This is a genomic window from Cohnella cellulosilytica (genome assembly GCF_042431195.1).
In the GTDB taxonomy this organism is placed as follows: Bacteria; Bacillota; Bacilli; order Paenibacillales; family Paenibacillaceae; genus Cohnella; species Cohnella cellulosilytica.
Genome location: NZ_JBHMDN010000055.1, coordinates 360,675 through 381,039, shown reverse-complemented (window position 1 = coordinate 381,039; position 20,365 = coordinate 360,675). Strand labels below are relative to the sequence as shown.

15 protein-coding genes are annotated in these 20,365 nt (G+C 60.7%); 1 reads left to right on the top strand and 14 read right to left on the bottom strand.

The annotated features are described in order from the left end of the window. Nucleotides 1-4: 4 nt before the first annotated feature. Nucleotides 5-1,312, bottom strand: a complete 1,308-nt coding sequence (locus tag ACFFT4_RS29805; RefSeq protein WP_378052769.1) for a LysM peptidoglycan-binding domain-containing protein — start codon at nucleotides 1,310-1,312, stop codon at nucleotides 5-7. Between the two features lie 157 nt (nucleotides 1,313-1,469). Continuing rightward, nucleotides 1,470-2,771: a glutamate-1-semialdehyde 2,1-aminomutase gene (gene hemL / locus ACFFT4_RS29800; RefSeq protein WP_378052768.1), complete on the bottom strand. Its 1,302-nt coding sequence runs from the start codon at nucleotides 2,769-2,771 to the stop codon at nucleotides 1,470-1,472. A gap of 111 nt (nucleotides 2,772-2,882) precedes the next feature. Between hemL and ACFFT4_RS29795 the strand changes: the two genes are divergently transcribed. Continuing rightward, the gene (locus ACFFT4_RS29795) at nucleotides 2,883-3,545 is read left to right on the top strand and encodes a Crp/Fnr family transcriptional regulator (protein ID WP_378052767.1); all 663 of its coding nucleotides are present in this window, start codon (nucleotides 2,883-2,885) and stop codon (nucleotides 3,543-3,545) included. Nucleotides 3,546-3,567: 22 nt separating this feature from the next. Here the strand turns inward: ACFFT4_RS29795 and hemB are convergent, their stop codons facing one another. The 12 genes from hemB to ACFFT4_RS29735 form a co-directional block, all read right to left on the bottom strand. Next, nucleotides 3,568-4,557: a porphobilinogen synthase gene (gene hemB, locus ACFFT4_RS29790; protein ID WP_378052766.1), complete on the bottom strand. Its 990-nt coding sequence runs from the start codon at nucleotides 4,555-4,557 to the stop codon at nucleotides 3,568-3,570. Nucleotides 4,558-4,562: 5 nt separating this feature from the next. Next, the gene (cobA, locus tag ACFFT4_RS29785) at nucleotides 4,563-6,113 is read right to left on the bottom strand and encodes a uroporphyrinogen-III C-methyltransferase (protein ID WP_378052765.1); all 1,551 of its coding nucleotides are present in this window, start codon (nucleotides 6,111-6,113) and stop codon (nucleotides 4,563-4,565) included. Nucleotides 6,114-6,119: 6 nt separating this feature from the next. Further along, the gene (gene hemC, locus ACFFT4_RS29780) at nucleotides 6,120-7,058 is read right to left on the bottom strand and encodes a hydroxymethylbilane synthase (protein ID WP_378052764.1); all 939 of its coding nucleotides are present in this window, start codon (nucleotides 7,056-7,058) and stop codon (nucleotides 6,120-6,122) included. After that, nucleotides 7,046-7,720: a precorrin-2 dehydrogenase/sirohydrochlorin ferrochelatase family protein gene (locus ACFFT4_RS29775; RefSeq protein WP_378052763.1), complete on the bottom strand. Its 675-nt coding sequence runs from the start codon at nucleotides 7,718-7,720 to the stop codon at nucleotides 7,046-7,048. Before ACFFT4_RS29775 ends, hemC begins: the two co-directional genes overlap by 13 nt. A 38-nt stretch (nucleotides 7,721-7,758) precedes the next feature. Then, nucleotides 7,759-8,580, bottom strand: coding sequence for a cytochrome c biogenesis protein CcsA (gene ccsA, locus ACFFT4_RS29770; RefSeq protein WP_378052762.1), 822 nt, complete (start codon nucleotides 8,578-8,580; stop codon nucleotides 7,759-7,761). 29 nt (nucleotides 8,581-8,609) lie between these two features. Continuing rightward, nucleotides 8,610-9,989, bottom strand: a complete 1,380-nt coding sequence (gene hemA, locus ACFFT4_RS29765) for a glutamyl-tRNA reductase (protein ID WP_378052761.1) — start codon at nucleotides 9,987-9,989, stop codon at nucleotides 8,610-8,612. Nucleotides 9,990-10,197: 208 nt separating this feature from the next. Continuing rightward, nucleotides 10,198-10,599, bottom strand: a complete 402-nt coding sequence (gene speD / locus ACFFT4_RS29760; RefSeq protein WP_378052760.1) for an adenosylmethionine decarboxylase — start codon at nucleotides 10,597-10,599, stop codon at nucleotides 10,198-10,200. Nucleotides 10,600-11,116: 517 nt separating this feature from the next. Then, the gene (locus ACFFT4_RS29755) at nucleotides 11,117-11,707 is read right to left on the bottom strand and encodes a non-ribosomal peptide synthetase module (RefSeq protein ID WP_378052759.1); all 591 of its coding nucleotides are present in this window, start codon (nucleotides 11,705-11,707) and stop codon (nucleotides 11,117-11,119) included. A gap of 150 nt (nucleotides 11,708-11,857) precedes the next feature. Further along, nucleotides 11,858-12,502: a ribosome biogenesis GTP-binding protein YihA/YsxC gene (gene yihA / locus ACFFT4_RS29750; protein WP_378052758.1), complete on the bottom strand. Its 645-nt coding sequence runs from the start codon at nucleotides 12,500-12,502 to the stop codon at nucleotides 11,858-11,860. 23 nt (nucleotides 12,503-12,525) lie between these two features. Next, complete coding sequence (gene lon / locus ACFFT4_RS29745; RefSeq protein ID WP_378052757.1) at nucleotides 12,526-14,973, bottom strand: endopeptidase La; 2,448 nt, start codon at nucleotides 14,971-14,973, stop codon at nucleotides 12,526-12,528. A 169-nt stretch (nucleotides 14,974-15,142) separates the two neighbouring features. After that, on the bottom strand, nucleotides 15,143-16,906 hold the full coding sequence (gene lonB, locus ACFFT4_RS29740) for an ATP-dependent protease LonB (RefSeq protein ID WP_378052756.1): 1,764 nt from the start codon (nucleotides 16,904-16,906) through the stop codon (nucleotides 15,143-15,145). Nucleotides 16,907-17,024: 118 nt separating this feature from the next. Continuing rightward, entirely contained in the window at nucleotides 17,025-20,303 is a 3,279-nt protein-coding gene (locus tag ACFFT4_RS29735) for a DEAD/DEAH box helicase (protein ID WP_378052755.1), read from the bottom strand. Nucleotides 20,304-20,365: the final 62 nt, after the last annotated feature.

The following is a 20,365-nucleotide window of genomic DNA, read 5'->3' as shown; positions in this document are numbered from 1 at the left end:
GCGGTTACGGAATGTAAAGCACTTGCCCTTCCGACAAATAAGGCTCCTGCAGGCGGTTGTAGAGCTGAAGCTCGCGCGTCTGGAGATTGTAACGGGTGGCGATGGATTCGAGCGTCTCCTCCCGCTGGACGATGCACATTCGGACTTTGCGGAACGATTGTCCCTCCGAGCCGCTGTTGAGGAACAGTCGCGTCCACTCGATTTCGTCCCCCGTGCTGCCCTGGGCCGGAGTGTTGGCCGACTGCGCCAGCTGCTCCGCCGCCTGAGCCGCCGCTTCCTGGTCGCGGAGCTGCGCCTCCCGTTTCGCGCCCTTCTCTCCAAGCTGGGAGAGCAGACCGACTCCGGAGGACGGATATTCCGCCGGCGATTCGAGAGGCTTGCCTCCCAGCGCGACCCGAAGGTCCGGCTTCTCTTCGGCCGCCGGAGGCTCGGCCGCAGTCTCCGGCGCAGAATCGGCTGGGATTCCGGCCTCGGCTCCATTTGCTTCGAGCGAGGAGCCGTCAGCGCCGGCATCGGCCAGCTGCTCCTCGGCCGCGATCCTCCCATTCGACAGATCGCCCCATTGGACAGTCTCTCCGGCGGGATCGGGAGACGCCTCCGCTATTTTCTCCTGCAGCGCATCGGCCTGATCGCTTCTCGATTCCTCCAGATGCTGGAACATCGACAGCCAGCTGCTTTCCTTCGCCTCCTTGGCTTCCTTCGAAGCCTCGTAGGCGAGCGCCGCGTCGGTCTCCTGCTGCAGCCCCCATTCGTCAACGCGCTCCTGCTCGGCCGGTCCCTCCGCTGCAAGGGACTGGGCAGCGTCCGCCCCTGCGGCCTCCCGCTCGACCCCGTTTTCAAGCGCGAGCTCCCCCGCCGACCTGAGCTGCGCCGCATCCTCATCGTCCTCCGGCTGCGCCTGATGCACGACCGTAAAGCTGTCGTCCCGCCAGATCGGGCTCTGGGCGGATTGCAGCTGCAGCCCGCGCAGCGCCAGCACCCCCGTCACGTTCAGCGAGCGGGTCGTCAGCAGATCCACGTCAAAGTTGTCGATCTCCACCGCCAGCTCCTCCACGCTCTGAATCCGGTTAAGGGGGAGGCCGATCTCCACCGGAATCCAGTGCTCGAGCTGGGACAAGCCGCTGCCGCCTTGGGCGCGGTACACCCCCGACAACAGCAAATGCCCTCTCAACAGCACTTGGTCGTCTTGAGGCAGAGCTTGCATATGAGGTACCAATTCGATTTCTTCCAGCTCTTCGATTGCGGCTACATCGTCAGGAAGATGCACGCGTTCGTAAATGTCGAAGCGCAACCCGTTCAACTGGTCCGTCACGACGAAGTCCTCCTTTCGGCATCGGCGTCCGGCCGATAAGACCGGCACCTATGCAATTCATTAATTATCTATATGCCCGGGATGGGCGGGCATGACTGAAAATACAAACAACCTCTGCCGGGAATGGCAGAGGCTGCAGCCGCGCAACGAGCGGTAACTAAAGCTTGGCAAGCGCGGAACGATGCGCTTCGATCGTAAAATCGATGTCGCTCTCGGAATGCGCGATCGACACGAACCATCCTTCGAACGGGGAAGGGGCAATGTTGACGCCGTTGTCCAGCAGCCGGCGGAACACGTCGCGGAACCGCTCCGTGTCGGACGTCTTGGCGACATCGTAATTAATGACGTGCTTGTCGGTAAAGAAAGGACACACCATGGAGCCGACGCGGTTGATCGTCATCGGAACGCCCGCCTCGTCGGCATTGCGCTGCAGGCCGGCCTGCAGGCGGCCGGACAGCCGCTCCAGCAGCTGGTAAGCTTCCTGCGTCATCAGCTTCAGCGTCGTGTAGCCGGCCGCCATCGCCAGCGGATTGCCCGACAGCGTTCCCGCCTGATAGATTGGGCCGACCGGAGCCATCCGCTCCATAATCTCCCGCTTGCCCCCGTAGGCGCCGACCGGAAGTCCGCCCCCGATTACTTTGCCCAGACAGGTCAAATCCGGTGTGACCCCGTACAAGCCTTGCGCGCAATTGAGGTGCACCCGGAAGCCGGTCATGACTTCGTCGAAAATGAGCAGGCTGCCGTAGCGGCTCGTTACCTCCCTAAGACCGGACAGAAAGCCCGGCAGCGGCGGAACGACGCCCATGTTGCCGGCGATCGGCTCGACGATCACCGCGGCGATGTCCTCCCCGTAACGCTCGAAAGCCAGCTTCACGGCATTCAGATCGTTGTAAGGAACGGTCAGCGTGTGAGACGCTACGCTCTCCGGAACTCCCGGGCTGTCCGGCAGTCCCAGCGTGGCGACGCCGGAGCCGGCCTTAATGAGCAGGCTGTCCGCATGTCCATGATAGGAGCCTTCGAACTTCAGGATTTTGCTTCTCTTCGTATAGCCGCGCGCCAGCCGGAGGGCGCTCATCGTCGCTTCCGTGCCGGAATTGACCATCCGCACCACCTCGACGGAAGGCACCCGCTCGCAGACGAGCTCCGCCATCAGCGTCTCCAATTCGGTCGGCGCGCCGAAGCTCGTGCCTTTTTCCGCCGTCCGCTTGATCGCCTCGACGACTTCCGGATGCGCGTGACCCGCGATCAGAGGTCCCCAGCTCAGCACGTAATCGACATACGTCTGCCCGTCGATGTCCGTAATGCGGCTTCCTTCCCCCCGCTCGATCACAAGCGGAGTCAGACCCACCGACTTGAACGCCCGCACCGGACTGTTCACCCCGCCCGGAATGACGCGCTTGGCGCGCTCGAACTCCGTTTTGGAACGGGAATCGACGCGAATTCGCCGTTTTTCGCTCATTTTCGTCACATCCTACTATCAGAATTGGAAAAGGCTATGTTAAACTGGATACGGCTGTTATGCCTTCCTACCGAACGAAAGCCGCATTTAATGAGAAGGAGAGACGGTTTCATGATCGAATGGCTGAAAAAAGTATCGCTCTTCGACAACCTGAACGACGAGCAATTGGAGCAAGTCGTGCGCATCTCCCAAAGAAAAACGTTCAACGCCGGCACAACCCTGTTCCATGAAAAAGATATGGGCCTTACCTTCTACGTCGTGCTAAGCGGCTCCATCAAGCTGTTCACAAGAAGCGCCGGCGGAGAGGAGAAGGTGCTGTCGCTCGTGAACGGCGGGGAGAGCTTCGGAGAGCTGTCCTTGCTCGACGGCGGGCCGCGCTCCGCTTCCGCGCAGACGCTGGAGAAGACGACCGTGCTGGAGCTGACCTCCAAGCAGTTCATGAGCTTGCTGGAGACCCATTTCGATATTACCCGGGCAATTCTCGTTGAGCTCTGCCGAAGATTGCGGGCCACCAACGAGCACGTCAACGACTTGACGTTTCTGGACGGCCGGACGAGGGTGCTCAAAAATTTGATCGCGCTCGCCAATCGCAGCGGCAAACGCGAGGGCAACGTCATCGCCATCTCCATGTCCCTGAACTACGACGAGCTGGCCCAGCTGGCCGGCGTAAGCAAGACCGTCCTGACCGCAGTCATCCGCGAATTGGAGACGCGCGGCGTCCTGCAATTCGATCTGGGAGAGTACAAGCTTAACCTCGATAAGCTTCGCGGCTAAGCCGTCCCCGACGATCCCCTAACTAATCTCCCCGAAGCCAGCGCGCGGCATCCTTGGCGTGGTACGTGATGATCAGATCCGCTCCCGCGCGCTTCATGCCGATCAGCGTCTCCAGCACGATCGCTTTCTCGTCGATCCAGCCCATCTTGGCCGCGGCTTTGACCATCGAATACTCCGCGCTTACGTTGTACGCCACGATCGGCAGCGCATATCTGTCCCTCAGCATCCGTATGACGTCCAGATAAGCCAGCGCCGGCTTGACCATCAGGAAGTCCGCGCCCTCGTCGATATCGCTTTGCGCTTCGCGCAGCGCCTCGCGGGCATTCGCCGGGTCCATCTGATACGTCTTGCGGTCTCCGAACTGCGGCGCGGAATGAGCCGCTTCGCGGAACGGACCGTAGTAAGCGGACGAATATTTCACCGAATAGGACATAATCGGCACGCTCTCGAATCCGGCCTCGTCCAGCGCCTTGCGAATAGCCAGGACAAAGCCGTCCATCATATTGGACGGAGCGATGATGTCGGCGCCCGCGCGCGCCTGCGACACCGCCGTGCGCGCCAGCAGCTCCAGCGATTCGTCGTTATCGATCTCCGCGCCGCATTCCGTCGTATGGACGACGCCGCAATGCCCGTGATCGGTATACTGGCACAGGCAGTTATCCGCGGCGACGACCAGCTCCGGATAGAGGGCCTTCATTTTGCGAATCGCTCTCTGGGCAATGCCGTTGTCGTCGTAAGCGGACGTGCCGAGCGCATCCTTGCGATCCGGCACGCCGAACACCATGACCGACCGGACGCCGGCTTCCGTCAGCTCGGCCAGCTCCCGCTCCATCGTATCGAGCGACCAATGATAGACGCCGGGCATCGAGGAAATCTCCTCCCGCACCCCTTCGCCCTCCGTGATGAAGATCGGCATCATAAAATCTTCCGCATCTAGCTGAGTCTCCCTGACGAGACCGCGCAAACCGGCGGAGCCTCTTAATCTGCGATTACGCACAATCGGATAAGCCATAAATCTCATTCTCCCTTCGTATGGCGCCTTGCCTCTACCAGCGCTTGCACCAAACCGTCTATCGTATAATCGTCCGGCACGACGGATACGCTCAGGCCGTGCCGCTCGGCGGTCTTCGCCGTGACGGGGCCGATGCACGCGATCTCGCAGCGGGACAACGCCTGCCGAGGATCCTCGACGCCCAAGCGGCGGAGCGCCTCGAACAGATTAACCACCGTCGACGAGCTGGTAAACGTAACGGTGTGAATCTCGCCGTTCTCCAGCATGCCGGGCAGCCAAATATCGCGAGGAACGGATAATTCCGTGTCGTAGACGTCGATCTCGACTGTCCGCACGCCCTTCGCCCCGAGCTCCTCCGGCAAAACCTTCCGGGCCAGATCGCCTCGCGGCAGCAGCGCCGTCTGTCCTTCCTTCACTTGATCCCCCAGACTGTCCAGCAAACCCTCGGCGTGAAAGCTCTCCGGCAGCAGATCGGCGCGGATTCCCCTAAGTCCCAGCGCCTCGGCCGTCTTCGGGCCGACCGCCGCGAACCGGGCCCGGTGGAACCGACGAACGTCGACCCCGAACCGATCCAGCCAGCGAAAAAAATAATCGACCCCGTTCACGCTCGTCAGCATGACCCAGTCGTACTCCTCCGCGCGGGCCAGCGCCCGCTCGATCTCCCGTTCGGCCTGCTCGCCCGCCGGCAGCTTCGTCTCGATAACGGGAAATTCGTACGGCTCCCCGCCCAGCTCGTCGATTCTCTCCATCAATTCGCTCGCCTGCGAACGCGCGCGCGTAACGAGAATACGCCGTCCGAACAACGGCTTGCTCTCGACCCAAGAGAGCGTCTCACGCTGCTTGACCACATCGCCGACGATGATGACGGCGGGAGGCTGAAGGCCCGCCGCCTTCACCCTCGCTTCAATGTCGCCCAGCGTTCCGACGACGGTCCGCTGCTCGGCTCTGGTTCCCCACTGCACGAGCGCCACCGGCGTCTCCGGCGTTCGGCCGTGCTTGATCAGCTGCTCGCTGATATATCCGATCTTGGCCACGCCCATCAGGAAGACAAGCGTCCCCGTCGCGTTGGTCACCTTGTCCCAATAGATCGAATGATCGAGCTTGTCCGGACTTTCGTGACCCGTGATGACGGAAAAAGACGAGGCGAGATCCCGGTGGGTGACGGGAATGCCCGCGTACGCCGGAACCGCGATCGCCGATGTGATGCCCGGAACAATCTCATAAACGATGCCGTTTTTTCTAAGCAGCTCGGCCTCTTCGCCGACGCGCCCGAACACGGTCGGATCTCCGCCCTTCAGCCGGGTGACCGTTTTGCCTTGCAGCGCCAGGTCGACCAGCAGGCGGTTGATTTCCTCCTGCTTCATCGTATGGCGGTCCGGAAGCTTGCCGACGTAAATTCTCTCCGCGTCGGGCCGCGCGTAATTAAGCAGATGGGGCCCGGCCAGCCGGTCGAATACGACGACGTCGGAGCGCTTCAGCGCTTCGAGTCCGCGAATCGTAATCAGCTTCGGATCGCCGGGACCGGCGCCGACCAAATAGACTTTCCCTTGAGCCATCCCCGTCTATTCCCTCGCTTCCGCCAGCAGATCGCCCGCGCCGCGGCCGAGCAGCGCTTCCGCCGTATCCGAACCGATCTTTAGCGGCTCGCCGCCCGAAGCGGATTCCCGCAGCAGCCGGCTTCCGTCCGGCGAAGCGACCAGCCCTTCCAGCACCAGAGCGCCGGCGGGATCTTCCGTCTCCAGGCGGGCATACGCGCCGATCGGCACCTGACAGCCGCCGTTAAGCAGCCCGAGCAGACGCCGCTCGGCCTCGACCGCCCGCGCGGTCGCCGTATCGTTCAAGCGATCCAGCACATCCAGCAGCTCGCGGTCCGAGCCTCTGCACTCGATCGCCAGCGCGCCCTGTCCGACGGCGGGCAGACAAATTTCCGGAGACAAGTATTCCGTAATCCGGTCCTTCCAGCCCATCCGGTGCAGGCCCGCCGCCGCCAGCAGAATCGCGTCGAAGCCTTCGTCCTCCAGCTTGCGCAGCCGGGTATCGATGTTGCCGCGAATCGATTCGATGCGGAAGTCCGGCCGGTAGGCCTGCAGCTGCGCCGCACGGCGCAGGCTGCTCGTTCCGATTCTCGCTCCTTGGGGAAGCTCCGCGAGCGGCTTGTTCCCCCGGCTTACGATGCAGTCCCGCGGGTCCTCGCGGCGCGGAATCGCGCCGATCACGAGCCCTTCGGGCAGCTCGAACGGCATATCCTTCATGCTGTGGATCGCCATGTCGATCTCCCCGTTCAGCAGCGCTTCCTCGATTTCTTTGACGAACAGTCCTTTGCCGCCGACCTTGGACAAGGTGACGTCGAGAATCCGGTCGCCCCTCGTCACAATCGGCTTCACCTCGAACGTATAAGGCAAGTTTTCCCTCTCGCACAGCTCTTTCAACAATTGAATCGTTTGGTTCGTTTGCGTCAGCGCAAGCGCGCTCTGCCTCGAGCCGACCATTATGTTCCGCATGAAGTATCCGTCCCTTCCGTTCGTTTCGCGAGCTGCCGCAATCGCGCGACAAGCCCGTCCGCATCGTCCAGACGGGAAGCCGCCCGCCATTCGGCGAGCGCTTCGTCCGTCACCGCCGCGCCGAGCAGCGCCCGGCGTTCCGCCGGATCGGCGACGCTGCTCTTGACGATGCGGCGAATCGTTCTCAAAATCTCGACGTTCTCATTGTAGTCGTGCCCGTACCTTTCGGCAAGCTCGCCGATAATGCGGACGGGCAGCGCCGGCCCGGCTCCGGATGCGCTCGCCGTCAATACGAGGCCCCCTCTTCGCAGAACCGCCGGCACGATAAAGTCTCCGCTCTCGCCGTCGTCCGCCACATTCGCCGGTATTCCCCTTCCGGCCGCAGCTTCGGCAAGGCGCCGGTTCAGGTCGGGACGATCCGTCGCGGCGAATGCCAGCGCGGCCCCGTCCAGGTCGCTCTCCTCCGCTTCCCGCGCGGTCCAGCGCAGCCGGCCCCGTCTCGACCATTCGAGCAGCTCCGGCGTAAGCCGCGGGCTGACGACAAGAACGTCGGCCCCCGTCTCCAGCAGGCCTCCCGCTTTGCGCTGCGCAACCGCTCCGCCTCCGAACACGACGCATTTGCGCCCTTCCAGCTTAAGCAGCAGCGGATACCAATTCGCCATCGGCGCTCCCTCTTTCCGGATAATTTCCCTGCCCCGGCTCATACGACCTGGTGGAAGGAAGACGAGGAGCCGATGAAAAATCCGACAACCAGCAGCGCATAGCCGAGCAGATTCCAGATCGCCAGCCTTTTCCCGTCGTCCTTGGCGCCCATTTTGCGCAGCAGATAAAAAATATAGACCAGTCCGGCCATAAACGACAGCACCACCCGTCCGTCGAACAGCTTGCCCGGGTCGTGGTCCAGAATCAGCGCCGCCGTTCCGGTGGACAGGGACAGCAGCAGCAGCGGAACCCCGATCGCCCCCAGCCGGAACGCGTAGCGGTCGATCCATTCCAGGCTTGGCATGTTGCGCATGACGTGCGTCCACTTTTTCGTTTTCAGCTTGCGGTGCAGGAAGAGGTACATCGCGCCGAGCAGCGCCATGATCGTCAGCAGCGCGAAGGAGAGCGTAATCAGGCTGACATGCATGATCAGCAGCCTTCTCGCCACCTCCCACGGCTCCAGCGCCGCGGTGTGCTTCGGCCGCTGAATCAGGTTAAGCGCCAGCACCGCAAAGCCGACGACGTTCACCAGCAGCACGAGCAGCTCCGCGCGAATGAGCCGGTTAAGAACGAAGGAGACCGACACGAGCATCCAGGATACGAAAAACAAATAATCCTTCGTTGTCAGCTGCGGAACGGAAAATCTCTCAATCAGGAAACTTAAGAGGAACGCCCCCTGAAGAATCCATACAAAAACAAGCAGCCCTGTTCCTGCCTTTTTCGCCTTCCGATTGCCGGAAGCGGCGTCGGAAACGAAAAACAGCAGACTCAGGGCGTAAATATAAAGAACCGCATCGGTTAACCAATCTTGCGTAATCATGAGGGCAGCGCCTCCAGCCTCCGCTTGCTTTATTGCAGCGCTCCCGCCAGCTGCGTCAACAGCTTGTCGACGTCCAGTACGGGCGCGGAGCTTGCTTTGCGGGATTTCTCCTCGGCTTTCTCTTCCGCTTTCAGCCTCGCCACTTCCTCTTCGAGCGCGAACAGCTGCACGAACAGCTTCATTGCTTCGTCGCTGCGCTTCTCCGCGGCCAGTTCCTTAATACGCAATATCGGATCGTGGATCACTTGATTGACGATGCTCTTCGTGAGCTTGCGAATGACCTTCATTTGCCGCTCGTCCAGCTCCGGAAGCTTGCGCGTCAGGCTTTCCAGCGTGCTGTCGTGAATCGCGTCGGCCTTCTCCTGCAGCGCCCGGATCAGCGGACTGACGCCCAGCGTCGCGTACCATTGGCGATACGCCTCCTGCTCCAGCTCGATCATCTCTTCGATAATCGCCGCTTCTTGACGTCTTTTCGCCATATTCGTCTCCACGATCCCTTCCAAATCGTCGATATCGTACAGGAAAACGTTCGGCAAATCCCCGCACGACGGCTCGATGTCTCTGGGCACCGCGATATCGATCAAGAACAGCGGCTTCTTCTTGCGGGACGCCATCGCCCGCTCCACGACCTTGCGGTTCAGAACGAACCGGTCGGCGCCCGTGCTGCTGATCACGATGTCCATCTCCGCCAGCCGGTCGATCGCCTGCTCCATCGACATGGCCGCGCCTTGAAACTTGTCCGCCAGCTCATGCGCTTTCTCGACGGTGCGGTTCACGACAAATACTTCCTTCGCGCCGTTCGCGTGCAGATGCTGGGCGGTCAGCTCGCTCATCTTGCCCGCTCCGACGATCATGACCTTCTTGTTATCGAACCGGCCGAAAATCCGCTTGCCCAGCTCTACCGCCGCATAGCTGACGGAGACCGCGTTTTCCCCGATCGAGGTGCTGGAATGAGCCCGCTTGGCCAGCGTGACCGCCTGCTTGAACAGACGGTTGAACAGCGTCCCGGTAGCGCGCTCCTCCTGAGCCAGCAGGAAAGCGTCGCGAACCTGGCCCAGAATCTGGGTTTCGCCGATAATCATCGAGTCGAGGCCGCTGGTAACGCGGAACAGATGCTGAACCGCCCGATCGTCCTCGTACATGTACAGATGATTGTTGAATTGCTGCCGCGGAATGCTGAACCACTGCTCCATAAACGAGCGAATGTAATGTCCGCACAGCTGCAGCCTGTCTACGACCGCGTAAATTTCCGTTCGGTTGCAGGTCGCCACGATTACTCCTTCGAGAATGCTGGTCGTCTGCCGGAGCGCTTGCAAAGCAAGCGGCATCTCCCGTTCGGACAAGGCGAACCTTTCGCGGATCTCCACGGGAGCGGTACGATAATTTAATCCGACGACGATCAGATGCATGGCAACTCACCCGGCTTTCTTCGTAGAAGTAAGGACTAACCTGTATATCAACGCTTATTATAGCACAGTTGCAAGGACGCTTCCCCGCCAATTATGAATACTTTATGAAAACCGCTTCTCCGCTCTTTTCCTATTGTAGGCGATTTGTCCGGTTCGTATGCGGACATAAGAAAAAGCCACGAGCGGCTTCGGCTCATGGCTTGAATGCTTATTTTACGAGCTCGACCTGCTTGATGACCGGTTCTTCGACTTGCAGTTCGCCAAGCCCTCGAACCAGCTTCTTGGCATAGGTCTTCTCCGGCTTCAAAACATCGACGAGATAATCGATCGCCAGCTGCGGGTCCACGGTTTCGCCGCACGTATAACAGTCGATCGCGGCAAAGCCTCTCTCAGGATACGTGTGAATGGAGAGATGACTCTCCGAGAGCATAACCAGTACGGTTGCGCCTTGAGGCTCGAATTGTTTCGCTTGAACCGAGAGTACGGTTGCGCCGCATGCTTCCGCCGCTTCCACCATGTGCGACTGGAGAAGTTCCGCACTGTTCAGCAACTCCAGGTTGCCCCCCCATGTATCCACCGCAACGTGCCGTCCGAAAGTCGAGTATTCCATCTTTCGGTTCCCCCTTCCTAGGAATAAAATTGTGAAACTGATTTCATCCGCTAGGACCTACGTCATTCACTTGGAGGGAATTTGCTCTCACCGCATTCCTTGAGTGAATCCTGGTTCCTAATGTATTGTGTTGTCAACGAATCTAAAAATAACATCTATCCTGGGTAAATGCAATAGTTTTTTAAAAAGGGGGAAAAATCGCTGCATTCCGCGGCCCTGCAAGGAATTTTAATCCTACGGCGCATAGGGGAGAGTCTACGGCTGCCACTCCAGTGTATGCGGTCGGCCAATGAACGTGCATCGCTTCCTTCGGGGTTCCCTGCAGAAGCTCACAGTGGGACTGCCGACGATGGACAGGCCCTCCGAAGCCAAGCAAAAACGCCTGCGGCGTCCTTAGGACGGCGAACGCGTTTTTGTCGGAGACGATACGGACAAGGATAAGGGTGAAACTTATAAATTCTGAATCGTGCAAAAAAAGAGAGCCCTGAAGGCTCTCCCCGAACGCCGGCCGTTCCGCTCAGGCTTCCAGCGCGAACAGGATGCGGCTATGATCATTCAAGCTTTGATCGATCTCGCGAATAAGTCCGGGGTCTGCCGTCTCGTTGCGCAGATCGAGCAGATCGTTGACCGAGCCCCTTAACCGGTTGATTTCCTCTTCGACGGACGCCAGCTCGAACAGCGATTGCAAGCTTCCGGCCGTGTCCCGATGCTCGAATACGGTGCGCAGGCTCGTGCCCTTGCTCTCCACAATCCGAGCGACCTTGCCCTGAATATAATGGTAAATCATCGTAAAACCTTGGTAAATTCGATTGACGACCGCGTCTCCCCGGAAAGCCGCCACAAGATTGCGCAGCGCGTTGGCGAGCTTGGGATGGACGACACGGCACGTTAGCGAGCAGCGGAGACAACCGTCCATGCGTTCGAACGTAAGGCGGATCGATTCCCCGACGCTCTCGTCCTCCAGCACCACTTCCTGATTGCCGTTATCCAGCACGAAAACTTGCAAATGAAGCTGCTGGGTTTCGCATATCGAGAATAATTTCGGCATTTCGGCTTCCGTTAACTGCAGATTGGCGTTGACATACTCCGTGGCTACGCGTTGAGCCATAAAATCTCCTCAATTCCCTTGTCTTGCGATTGTGTACGCGCTAACTCTTTTTATTATACGCGATATCGCAAGCCGTTTCCTGCTATCCAAACGCGATATTTACGGAAAAATCGGTTAAAAATCGATTCCTCGCGCGATCCAGACGAAGATTTACCCGTTATTCTCTGTTTCCTGCGCGTTGTTAGCGGGTTCTGAGGGGGAATTAAGCGGGATTCCTGCCGCTTGCGCGATCATGCTCCATAATTCGTCCCTTCCCTGCCCCGTCTCCGACGAGAAAAGAACGAGCGGAACGTGACCCGGCATTCCGAGACTGGTCCGGATCACCTTCAGATGCTTCGGCCATTGGGAGCGCGACACTTTATCCGCCTTGGTGGCGACGACGATCATCGGTATGCCGTAATGGGACAGCCACTCGTACATTCTTACGTCCTCCGCAGATGGCGGATGGCGCACGTCGACGAGCTGGAGCACGAGCTTGAGCGGCTCGCGCTCGCGCAGATAGCGCTCGATCATCTTGCCCCACGCTTCGCGCTCCGACTTGGATACGCGCGCATACCCGTAACCGGGAAAATCGACGAAGAACAGCTCCCCGTTGATCCGGTAATAGTTCAAGGTTTGCGTCTTGCCCGGCTGCTGGCTCGTGCGGGCCAGATTGCGGCGCAGCAGCATCTTGTTGATCAGCGACGACTTGCCTACGTTGGAGCGCCCGGCTAGAGCCACCTCCGGAAGATCGCCTTCCGGATATTGACTCGGGCCTACGGCGCTGATGACGAATTCGGTTTGCTTGATTTTCATGGAAATAAAGTTCTCCTATCCTCTCAGTGCGTGCTCAGCGGCGGCGTTTCCTCCGGTTTGTCCTCCACCGGCTGCGCCAGTCCGGCCGCCGGCTCGCGCGCTTCGAGACGTTCTTCGTCTCCTCCCGATTCCCCCGCGACCGCCAGAGGCTCCGCCATCGCCTCTCTCAGCACTTCGTCCATATGGGAGACGGGCACGAACGTCATGCTCGCCCGCACGGTATCGGGAATGTCGCGCAAATCCCGCTCGTTGTCCTTGGGCAGCAGCACCTTCTTCATGCCGGCGCGATGGGCCGCGAGCGACTTCTCCTTCAGCCCGCCGATCGGCAGCACGCGTCCGCGCAGCGTAATCTCGCCCGTCATGGCGACCTCGCGGGACACCTTGCGTCCGGTCAGCGCCGAGACGAGCGCGGTCGCGAGCGTGATGCCGGCGGAAGGGCCGTCCTTCGGAATCGCGCCTTCCGGAATATGAATGTGAATGTCGTTCTTCTCGTGGAACAGGGGATCGATGCCGAATTCCTTGGCGCGGCTTCGCGTATAGCTGAACGCGGCCTGGGCGGACTCCTTCATGACGTCCCCGAGCTGCCCGGTCAGCGTCAGCTTGCCCGAGCCGGGCATAATCGTCACCTCGATGACGAGCGTGTCGCCGCCTACCTCGGTCCAGGCCAGGCCCGTCACGGAGCCGATCTGGTCCTCCTGCTCCGCCATGCCGTATCGGAACCGGGGCGGACCGAGCAGCTCCTTAAGCTTCTTCGCGTCGACGACGATCGGCGCGGCGGAAGGATCGAAGACGATCGCCTTGGCCGCCTTGCGGCACAGAGACGCGAGCTGCTGCTCCATGCTCCGCACGCCCGATTCGCGGGTATAGTGGCGGATCAGCGACAGCAGCGCGTCGTTCTCCACGACGAGCTGGTCCTCCTCCAGCCCGTGATCCCGCTTCTGCTTCGGCAGCAGATGGCGCTCGGCGATCTGCTCCTTCTCCAGCTCGGTGTAGCCCGGGATTTGCAGCAGCTCCATGCGATCGAGCAGCGGACGGGGGATATGATGAACGACGTTGGCCGTCGTCACGAACATGACGTTGGACAGATCGAACGGCACCTCGACGTAATGATCGCTGAACGTCGCGTTCTGCTCCGGATCGAGCACCTCCAGCAGCGCGGAGGACGGGTCGCCGCGAAAATCCATCGCCATCTTGTCGATCTCGTCCAGCAGAAATACGGGATTGGACGTGCCGGCGTTGCGCATCCCTTGCAGAATGCGTCCCGGCATCGCGCCGACATACGTTCGGCGATGTCCGCGGATTTCCGCCTCGTCCCGCACGCCGCCCAGGGAGACGCGGACGAATTCGCGGCCCAGCGACTTGGCGATCGACTTCGCCAGCGAGGTTTTGCCGACGCCGGGGGGCCCGACAAGACAGAGAATCGGCCCTTTCAGCTTCTTGACGAGCTTCTGCACCGCCAAATATTCCAGCACGCGCTCCTTCGGCTTGTCGAGACCGTAATGCTCGTCGTTCAAGATGCGCTCCGCGTTTTCGATGTCCAGATCGTCCTCCGTCATCTTCGACCACGGCAGCGCCAGCAGCCACTCGACGTAGGTGCGGATAACGCCCCCTTCCGCGGAGGAAGCCGGCATTTTCTCCAGCCGATCGATCTCCTTCGCCACTTTGGACGCGACCTTCTCCGGAAGGTCCGCTTCGATCATCTGCGAGCGCAATTCCTCGATTTCGCTGGCCCGGCCCTCCTTGTCTCCCAGCTCCTTCTGGATCGCCTTCATCTGCTCGCGAAGATAATATTCCTTCTGCGTCTTCTCCATCTGCTTCTTGACGCGCTGGCTGATCTTGCGCTCCAGCTCGAGCACTTCCCGCTCGTTGCCGAGAAAATCGAGAAGCTTCTCCAGGCGGGGACGAATCTCGACGGTCTCGAGAATCTCCTGCTTGTCTTTTATCTTGAGCGACAAGTGACTCGTAATGACGTCGGCCAGCCGCCCCGGCTGCTCGATATCGGACACGGCGGCGAGCGTCTCGGGAGTCACTTTCTTGGACAGATTGATGTAGTGCTCGAACTGGCTGAGCACGGCGCGCATGAGCGCATCCAGCTCCGAGTCGTTGGCCTGGGTTTCGTGAAGCTCGCCGGCCAGCACCTCGTAGAACTCGTCGTTCGGCAAGTATTGCTCGATCTCGGCCCGGCTTACGCCCTCCACGAGCACGCGAATCGTTCCGTTGGGCAGCTTCAGCATCTGACGGACCTTCGCAATGGTTCCGACCCGGTAAATATCCTCCTGCGTCGGTTCTTCGATGTTGACCTCCGACTGGGAACAAAGCAATATCATATGATCGTCGATCATGCACTGCTCCAGCGCCTTGACGGATTTCTCCCGCCCGACGTCCAGATGGAGCACCATGCTCGGATATACGAGTAGCCCTCTTAAAGGCAGCAGGGGTATGGAACGGCTCTTCTGTTTGCTCGAACCCATAAATGACGCACCTCGCTGTTCTGGAACGATTTCAAAACCTTTCGTCATTGTATCAAATGTAATCGCTCGCCGCAAAAAACGGGAGCCGCCGCCCTCTCCCCTCGCGGCGGCCGGGCGCGAAAACAGCCGCCCCGATGGGACGGCTGCCAATTGACTGGCGGTAATGCAATTAACGGTCGAGCGCGCGAGAAGCTCCGTCGACGGGCCGGGCGCCGGGCTGCAGCTTTCCGGCGTGCAGCACCGAGCCGGCCGGAGCCGCGGCGAAGGCGTCCGCCGCCACAGGCAGCTCGATCGTCTGGCTTGGATTCTCCATCCAGGGCGATGTCTCGCCGAACACATGCCTGAACACATCTTCCATCCGGTCGACCGGAACGACTTTGACGCCTTCGAGCCCGTCGAAGATCGCCTGCCAGTTTTCCTTCGGAATGAGCACCGTGTCGGCTCCGGACTGGAACGCGGCCTCGACTTTGGCGACGACGCCTCCGACCGGCTTAACCGCGCCGTGGATGCTGATCTCCCCGGTCATCGCCAGCTTGTTATCGACGGGCCGCCCGGTCATCGCGGAAGCGATCGCCACCGCCATCGCCACGCCGGCGGAAGGACCGTCCACCGGCGTGCCGCCGGGGAAATTGACGTGCAGGTCGTAGTTCTCCGGCTGGAAGCCGTGGCTGCGCAGCACGGTCAGCACGTTGTCCAGCGAACCCTTCGCCATGCTCTTGCGGCGAAGCGTCCGCTGGCCGCCGCCAAGCTCTTCCTCCTCCACGACGCCGGTGATGTTGAATTGCCCTTTGCCGCGCTGCGCCGGGATCGCCGACACTTCGATCTCCAGCAGGGCGCCCATGCTCGGTCCGTATACGGCCAAGCCGTTAACGAAGCCGACCTGCGGCTTCGAAGGCACTTTGCGGTCGGGGCGGGGAGGCAGCTGGCTGCTGTTGACGACCCATTCGATGTCCGCTCCGGTCAGCTGCTCGCGATTCTCGGAAAGCGCCAGCCCGGCCGCAAGCTGTACGATGTTGACCGCTTCGCGTCCGTTCGTCGCGTACCTTTTGACCACGTCTAGCGCTTCCGGCAGGGGAGCGAAGCCGATCTTCTGAATGGCGTTCTCGGCAATCTCGGCGATTTCCCCCGGCAGCAGCGGGCGGAAATACACTTCCATGCACCGGCTGCGCAGCGCCGGAGGAAGCTCTCCCGGCGATCTCGTCGTCGCTCCGACAAGCCGGAAGTCCGCGGGCAGCCCGTTCTGGAAAATGTCGTGAATATACAGCGGAATGTTCGTATCCTCCGCATGATAATACGCGCTCTCCAGAAACACTTTGCGGTCCTCCAGCACCTTGAGCAGCTTGTTCAGCTGAATCGGATGAAGCTCCCCGATCTCGTCGATGAACAGAATACCGCCATGAGCCTTCGTCACCGCTCCCGGCTTGGGCTGCGGAATTCCGGCCACACCCATCGCACCGGCGCCCTGGTAGATCGGATCGTGAACCGATCCGATCAGCGGGTCGGCAATGCCGCGCTCATCGAAACGGGCCGTCGTGGCGTCGATCTCGGTGAACTTCGCGTCCAGCCGGAACGGCGACAGCTTGTTCTTCTTCGCTTCCTCCAGAATAACGCGCGCGGCCGCCGTCTTGCCGACCCCCGGGGGGCCGTAGACGAGCACGTGCTGCGGGTTGCTGCTGCACAGCGCGGCCTTAAGCGCCCGCAGCCCCTCCTTCTGGCCGACGATGTCGGTGATCGACACCGGCCGCGTTCTCTCCGCCAGCGGCTTGGTCAAGGAGATCGACCGCAGCTTCCGCAGCTTGTCCATCTCCTTCCGCGATTCGCGGTCCACCGCGCTGCGGTTGCTCTTCTGATTGCGCAGCAGGTTCCAGAAATAAACGCCGATCACGACGGCGAAAAAAACTTGAATCAGCATCAGAATCATGCTTAAGTTCATTTGCGATCATCCTTCCCGTTCCTGCTTCGGACCCCGGTTATCCCCGTTCGGCCACAGAACAAAAAAACCGACACCCAGGCTATACTTGGTAGTATTGCCCGAATGTCGGCTCCTATAGTCATGTGATCTCCAGCAGTTCGCGGATATCTTCTTCCGTGAGCGCGGACAGGGAAGTTTCTCCCGGACGCACGATCTCTTCGATCAGATCCTTCTTGCGCTGCTGAAGCTGCAGCATTTTTTCTTCGATCGTGCCTTGCGCCACCAGCCGGAACACCTGAACAACCTTCTTCTGCCCGATGCGATGGGCCCGGTCCGCCGCCTGCTGCTCCACGGCCGGGTTCCACCAGAGATCGAACAGAACGACCGTATCCGCCCCGGTCAGGTTCAGCCCCGTTCCCCCGGCCTTCAGCGAGATCAGAAACAGATCCCGTTCCCCTCCGTTAAACGCGTCGCACATCTCGACCCTGCGAGCGGAAGGCGTGGCCCCGTCGAGGTAGAAATACGGAACGTCGCGGCCGTCCAGCTCTTGGCGAATAATGTCCAGCATCGAGGTGAATTGGGAGAAAATCAGCATCCGCTTGCCGCTTCCCCGGCATTCCTCGACCAGCTCGAGCAGCTGCTCCAGCTTGCCGGAGCCGCCTTCGTAGCCTTCGAGAAACAGCGAAGGATGGCAGCAGAGCTGCCGCAAGCGGGTCAGGCCGGCCAAAATTTTCATCCGGTTGCGCTGAAAGCCGCCGTCCGCGGACAGATCCCGGGCGACGTCCGACTGCAGCCGCTGCAGATAAGCCAGATACAGCCGCTTCTGATCGGCGGACAGCTCGGAGGGCTGCACGCTTTCGATCTTGTCGGGAAGCTCCTTCAGCACGTCGCCTTTCAGTCTGCGGAGAATGAACGGGCGGACCATTCTGGCGACCTTGTCCCTTGGCAGCTCAGCGAAAGCTTTGCGGCTTCCGAAGAGACCGGGGAACACCGCTTCGAAGATCGACCACAGCTCTTCGAGCGAGTTCTCGATCGGCGTTCCCGTCAGCGCGAACCGTTGGCCGGCCTGGAGCCGTCTTACCGCGTGGGAGGTCAGGGAGGCGTGGTTCTTGACCGCCTGCGCCTCGTCGAGGAACAGCGCGCGGAACGTCCGCCTCTCGTACCAATCGATGTCCCGCCGCAGCAGCGGATAGGACGTAATCCACACGTCCGTGTCCTGCAAGCCGTCGTCCATCAGCCCTTCGCGCTCCTGCGGATCGCCTGCAGCGACGACCGTTCTGAGCGAAGGCGCGAACCGTTTGATCTCCCTCTCCCAGTTGTAGATGAGCGAAGCCGGGCAGACGATCAGCACCGGCGGCGGGGAAGCCCCTTCTTCCGGGGGACTCGCCGTCTCGGAGACGATATACGCGATGCTCTGGATCGTCTTGCCCAAGCCCATGTCGTCGGCCAGAATGCCGCCGAGCCGATAATAGGACAACGTCTTCAGCCAGTGAAACCCGAACTTCTGGTAATCGCGCAAAATCGGCTCCAGCCCCGGAGGAATCTCGAAATCGAGATTGTCGGGGTGGCGAAGATTGTCCCACAGCCGGCGCAGCGTCTTCCCGACCTGAACTCCCCGGGAGGCGTCGCCGAAGCGATCCATGAGCTGGAAGCCGCGAACGGCCGGCAGGCGCATGCGCGCGCCGTTCATCTCGGTTTTGTGGAAATCGAGATCCTCGAACAGCCGGCTAATGTCGCGGAAGCTCTCCTGCTCCAGCGACAGGAAGCGGCCGTCCGGCAGCCGGTAATATTTCTTCCGCTCCATCAGGTTGCGCATCAGGCTGCGAATCTCGTCTTCGTCCAGCCCTTCCATGTCGAACGACACTTCCAGCCAATTCGTTTCCGCGTCGACGTCCAGACGGGCCCGGGGCTCGTATTCCGCGTCCCGCATAACCGCGCGGACCGCTTCGGTCGCATAGACCTCCACATCGTCGCCGAGTTGGGGAAGAATGCCGTACAGAAAATCGTACATCTCGTCTTCCTGGTCGAGATACACCTCTTTGCCGTTAAACTTGAAGGCGGCCCGTTCGATCAGCGCCATGATGCGATTCTCCCGTTCGAGGTCGCGCATGAGCAGGACGTCTTCCCTGGCGTTCTTGATCGCCTTCTGCGGCAGCGGCGTAATGACGATATCGTCGTAGACGTATTCCAGCCGCGCGAGCAGCCGGTCCTTCTCCATGTCCAAATAAAGCCGGGCGTCCAGCGGCGGGCTGATGATCCGATCGGCGATATGCGGCGAAATTTCCACCCGGATCATCGTCCTCAGCTCGCGAACGACCCGATCGATAAACGTCTCGAGCTGGTCCGCGGCAATCAGCAGCCTTGTGCCCGACTCGTATTGGAACATATCCTTCAGCTCTGCAAGGCGCCTCAGCTGCTCGGGATCGCCCCGGAAGAGCAGCCCTCCCGTGACGGCTACGCCGTAGTTGTCCAGAAAAACGGCGCTGCTCAGCCCCTCGAACACGAGCTGATAGCCGCCGCTTCCCGCTTTGTCCAGACGGGCGCGGATCGGCAGCTCCCCTTCGACCAGCTCCATCCGGTGTACGCCGTGCTTGTCCTCGAAGCTGACGTTCGCCTGCTGCAGATGAGGAAGCATCCGCTCCCATACGTCGGGAGGGACGGCCAGTATTCTCTCTTCCCGGTAGGAATACGAAGACAAGGAATGGAGCAAATCCTTGTACGTATCCTCGGCGTGCATCGCTTCCGTCAGCAGCCCGATCAGCGCCTCGTCGCGCTTCTCGAACCCATGCTCGGACGGATCGTACGAGAAATGCTTGGCGAACGCCATCTGCGTGCCGTTCTCGACATGCCGCAGGAAATCTTTGATTTTCTGGACGACGTACATGCGGGAGAGTCCGATTTTCATCGAGACGGCGAACATCATGCGGCCGCCGAAGCTCTTCACCAGCTTAAAGCCGAACTCGACCCCCAGCCGGCGCTTCTCCCACGCCTCCTCTTCCAACGTCTGCAGCGCGTTTTCCGTCCTGCGGCTCAAGGCCCGGTCGAATAAAAAGATCACCTGCTTCGTCAGATGGACGTCCTTCCCGGACATCTCCTCCTCCGCCGCAGGCGCTCTCTCCTCCCGTTCGTCCGCCAGCTTCAGCAGAACGGCGGCAACGTGCTCGCAATACGATAAAGGCGAATAAGCTTCGCAGGTGCAGGACGCCCTCAGCTCTCCGTCCTTGCCGAGCTCGACCTCGACTTCGTATCGCTCGCCTCCCGTCCCTTTGACCACGCCTCTATGGCCGGCGCCGCTGCTGCCCGTTTCCGTCCTGAGAGACAGAACCTGACCCGATCGATAGTAGGCTTCCCCGCGCAAATACGTCGCTTCGCCGCTCATTTCCCGGATCGTTTGCTTATCGAAGACGAATTCCTTCACGTCCTTTGAACCGGACGGGCGACGCTGTCGCCCGCTCCCGCCGCAGACAACGACGCGTCCGC

Excerpts from the sequence above, each read along its gene's own strand:
- hemL (WP_378052768.1), bottom strand. The coding sequence starts at position 2,771 with ATGAGCGAAAAACGGCGAATTCGCGTCGATTCCCGTTCCAAAACGGAG.
- ACFFT4_RS29795 (WP_378052767.1), top strand. The coding sequence starts at position 2,883 with ATGATCGAATGGCTGAAAAAAGTATCGCTCTTCGACAACCTGAACGAC.
- hemB (WP_378052766.1), bottom strand. The coding sequence starts at position 4,557 with ATGGCTTATCCGATTGTGCGTAATCGCAGATTAAGAGGCTCCGCCGGT.
- cobA (WP_378052765.1), bottom strand. The coding sequence starts at position 6,113 with ATGGCTCAAGGGAAAGTCTATTTGGTCGGCGCCGGTCCCGGCGATCCG.
- hemC (WP_378052764.1), bottom strand. The coding sequence starts at position 7,058 with ATGCGGAACATAATGGTCGGCTCGAGGCAGAGCGCGCTTGCGCTGACG.
- ACFFT4_RS29775 (WP_378052763.1), bottom strand. The coding sequence starts at position 7,720 with ATGGCGAATTGGTATCCGCTGCTGCTTAAGCTGGAAGGGCGCAAATGC.
- ccsA (WP_378052762.1), bottom strand. The coding sequence starts at position 8,580 with ATGATTACGCAAGATTGGTTAACCGATGCGGTTCTTTATATTTACGCC.
- hemA (WP_378052761.1), bottom strand. The coding sequence starts at position 9,989 with ATGCATCTGATCGTCGTCGGATTAAATTATCGTACCGCTCCCGTGGAG.
- speD (WP_378052760.1), bottom strand. The coding sequence starts at position 10,599 with ATGGAATACTCGACTTTCGGACGGCACGTTGCGGTGGATACATGGGGG.
- ACFFT4_RS29755 (WP_378052759.1), bottom strand. The coding sequence starts at position 11,707 with ATGGCTCAACGCGTAGCCACGGAGTATGTCAACGCCAATCTGCAGTTA.
- yihA (WP_378052758.1), bottom strand. The coding sequence starts at position 12,502 with ATGAAAATCAAGCAAACCGAATTCGTCATCAGCGCCGTAGGCCCGAGT.
- lon (WP_378052757.1), bottom strand. The coding sequence starts at position 14,973 with ATGGGTTCGAGCAAACAGAAGAGCCGTTCCATACCCCTGCTGCCTTTA.
- lonB (WP_378052756.1), bottom strand. The coding sequence starts at position 16,906 with ATGAACTTAAGCATGATTCTGATGCTGATTCAAGTTTTTTTCGCCGTC.